Here is a 3048-nt window from a genome sequence, read left to right as displayed (position 1 = left end):
AAAGTTTGGTTAAGTCCTCGATCGATTAGTATCAGTCAGCTACACATGTCGCCACGCTTCCACCTCTGACCTATCAACCTGATCATCTTTCAGGGATCTTACTAGCTTGCGCTATGGGAAATCTCATCTTGAGGGGGGCTTCATGCTTAGATGCTTTCAGCACTTATCCCGTCCACACATAGCTACCCAGCGATGCCTTTGGCAAGACAACTGGTACACCAGCGGTGTGTCCATCCCGGTCCTCTCGTACTAAGGACAGCTCCTCTCAAATTTCCTACGCCCACGACGGATAGGGACCGAACTGTCTCACGACGTTCTGAACCCAGCTCGCGTACCGCTTTAATGGGCGAACAGCCCAACCCTTGGGACCGACTACAGCCCCAGGATGCGATGAGCCGACATCGAGGTGCCAAACCTCCCCGTCGATGTGGACTCTTGGGGGAGATAAGCCTGTTATCCCCGGGGTAGCTTTTATCCGTTGAGCGATGGCCCTTCCATGCGGAACCACCGGATCACTAAGCCCGACTTTCGTCCCTGCTCGACTTGTAGGTCTCGCAGTCAAGCTCCCTTGTGCCTTTACACTCTACGAATGATTTCCAACCATTCTGAGGGAACCTTTGGGCGCCTCCGTTACATTTTAGGAGGCGACCGCCCCAGTCAAACTGCCCACCTGACACTGTCTCCCGGCCCGATCAGGGCCGCGGGTTAGAATTTCAATACAGCCAGGGTAGTATCCCACCGACGCCTCCACCGAAGCTAGCGCTCCGGCTTCTCAGGCTCCTACCTATCCTGTACAAGCTGTACCAAAATTCAATATCAGGCTACAGTAAAGCTCCACGGGGTCTTTCCGTCCTGTCGCGGGTAACCTGCATCTTCACAGGTACTATAATTTCACCGAGTCTCTCGTTGAGACAGTGCCCAGATCGTTACGCCTTTCGTGCGGGTCGGAACTTACCCGACAAGGAATTTCGCTACCTTAGGACCGTTATAGTTACGGCCGCCGTTTACTGGGGCTTCGATTCAGAGCTTCTCCCAAAGGATAACCCCTCCTCTTAACCTTCCAGCACCGGGCAGGCGTCAGCCCCTATACTTCGCCTTGCGGCTTCGCAGAGACCTGTGTTTTTGCTAAACAGTCGCCTGGGCCTATTCACTGCGGCTCTCTCGGGCTATACACCCTACCAGAGCACCCCTTCTCCCGAAGTTACGGGGTCATTTTGCCGAGTTCCTTAACGAGAGTTCTCTCGATCACCTTAGGATTCTCTCCTCGCCTACCTGTGTCGGTTTGCGGTACGGGCACCTCCCGCCTCGCTAGAGGCTTTTCTTGGCAGTGTGGAATCAGGAACTTCGGTACTATAATTCCCTCGTCATCACAGCTCAGCCTTTATGATGAGCGGATTTGCCTACTCATCAGCCTAACTGCTTGAACGCGCATATCCAGCAGCGCGCTTACCCTATCCTACTGCGTCCCCCCATTACTCAAACGGCGGGGAGGTGGTACAGGAATATCAACCTGTTGGCCATCGCCTACGCTTTTCAGCCTCGGCTTAGGTCCCGACTAACCCTGAGCGGACGAGCCTTCCTCAGGAAACCTTAGGCATTCGGTGGACAAGATTCTCACTTGTCTTTCGCTACTCATACCGGCATTCTCACTTCTAAGCGCTCCACCAGTCCTTACGGTCTGACTTCACAGCACTTAGAACGCTCTCCTACCACTGACATCAAAGATGTCAATCCACAGCTTCGGTGATACGTTTAGCCCCGGTACATTTTCGGCGCAGAGTCACTCGACCAGTGAGCTATTACGCACTCTTTAAATGGTGGCTGCTTCTAAGCCAACATCCTGGTTGTCTAAGCAACTCCACATCCTTTTCCACTTAACGTATACTTGGGGACCTTAGCTGGTGGTCTGGGCTGTTTCCCTTTTGACTACGGATCTTATCACTCGCAGTCTGACTCCCATGGATAAGTCTTTGGCATTCGGAGTTTGACTGAATTCGGTAACCCGTTGGGGGCCCCTAGTCCAATCAGTGCTCTACCTCCAAGACTCTCACAACATGAGGCTAGCCCTAAAGCTATTTCGGAGAGAACCAGCTATCTCCAGGTTCGATTGGAATTTCTCCGCTACCCACACCTCATCCCCGCACTTTTCAACGTGCGTGGGTTCGGGCCTCCATTCAGTGTTACCTGAACTTCACCCTGGACATGGGTAGATCACCTGGTTTCGGGTCTACAACCACATACTAAACGCCCTATTCAGACTCGCTTTCGCTACGGCTCCGCCTTATCAGCTTAACCTTGCATGGGATCGTAACTCGCCGGTTCATTCTACAAAAGGCACGCCATCACCCGTTAACGGGCTCTGACTACTTGTAGGCACACGGTTTCAGGATCTCTTTCACTCCCCTTCCGGGGTGCTTTTCACCTTTCCCTCACGGTACTGGTTCACTATCGGTCACTAGGTAGTATTTAGCCTTGGGAGATGGTCCTCCCAGCTTCCGACGGAATTTCACGTGTTCCGCCGTACTCAGGATCCACTCAAGAGGGAACGAAGTTTCAACTACAGGGTTGTTACCTTCTTCGACGGACCTTTCCAGGTCGCTTCATTTACTTCGTTCCTTTGTAACTCCGTATAGAGTGTCCTACAACCCCAAGAGGCAAGCCTCTTGGTTTGGGCTAATTCCGTTTCGCTCGCCGCTACTCAGGAAATCGCATTTGCTTTCTCTTCCTCCGGGTACTTAGATGTTTCAGTTCCCCGGGTCTGCCTTCAATATCCTATGTATTCAGATAAAGATACTGTTCCATTACGAACAGTGGGTTTCCCCATTCGGAAATCTCCGGATCAAAGCTCACTTACAGCTCCCCGAAGCATATCGGTGTTAGTCCCGTCCTTCATCGGCTCCTAGTGCCAAGGCATTCACCGTGCGCCCTTTCTAACTTAACCATTAGCGAATAAATGGTACAACATAAAGTTGTGTTATTTATTGGTTTGATTAAAGAAAAGTTTCACTTTTCCTCAGCAATTACTGTTATCTAGTTTTCAAAGAACAA

Annotated in this window: 1 rRNA gene; it reads right to left on the bottom strand. The window is 51.6% G+C overall.

Annotation, left to right across the window (positions count from 1 at the left end):
• Positions 1-5: 5 nt before the first annotated feature.
• Positions 6-2941: ribosomal RNA gene (locus tag WKH56_RS34995) — 23S ribosomal RNA — on the bottom strand.
• Positions 2942-3048: the final 107 nt, after the last annotated feature.

This window comes from Priestia sp. SB1 (assembly GCF_038898415.1).
Note: the sequence above shows the minus strand (reverse complement) of the source record. Positions and strands in the feature narration are given on the sequence as shown.